Origin of the sequence: Thermoactinomyces sp. CICC 10521 (assembly GCF_016055135.1) — a bacterium.
Lineage (GTDB): Bacteria > Bacillota > Bacilli > Thermoactinomycetales > Thermoactinomycetaceae > Thermoactinomyces_A > Thermoactinomyces_A daqus.
The window spans coordinates 1-544 of sequence record NZ_JAECVZ010000101.1; the positions used below are offsets into that span (position 1 = coordinate 1).

Consider the following 544-nt stretch of genomic DNA (forward strand, 5'->3'; position numbering starts at 1 on the left):
TCAGACCGTATGGGGAGTCGGTTACCGGGTGCAACCCCTCTGGCATAATCAATGAATAAAGGTGGACGTGATGATCCGACGTTTTTTTGAGAAAATTTATCATAAAATAGCCGCAAGTCTTCGTGCACAATTTATCCTCTACATTCTCATCAGCATGTTGGCGGCAGCCATTGCCGTCGAACCATTTGCTTATATCAACCAGGAAAAACGCTACTATTACCCAAGCAGAGACGAATTGGAAATGGAACTGAAGAAAATAACACCGCTGATCCAACAGGCTCCACCCAGGCAGATCCGCTTTATATTGGATGAAAAGGCAGAAGCGAGCGGAACCAAACTGCGTCTCATAAGTCAAAAGGGAACTGTTTTGGTCCGGTCAGCCAACGCAACGGAGCAGCAGATGAACCCGGCTCAAATCTTGATGAAAATTTCGCAGCAGAATGAAGAACCGAGCAACGTTCCCCAGTTTCGGGAAATTTATGCTATTCATCCTTTTTATTTTCATCATCAAATCCATTATCTCGTCATAAGTAAAGAGACCCAT

The 544-nt window shown here is 44.5% G+C and carries 1 protein-coding gene; it reads left to right on the top strand.

The features are described from left to right. Positions 1-70 precede the first annotated feature (70 nt). Positions 71-544, top strand: a 474-nt coding sequence (locus I8U17_RS18190; protein ID WP_198060015.1) for a hypothetical protein, incomplete at its 3' end; no start/stop codon positions are given.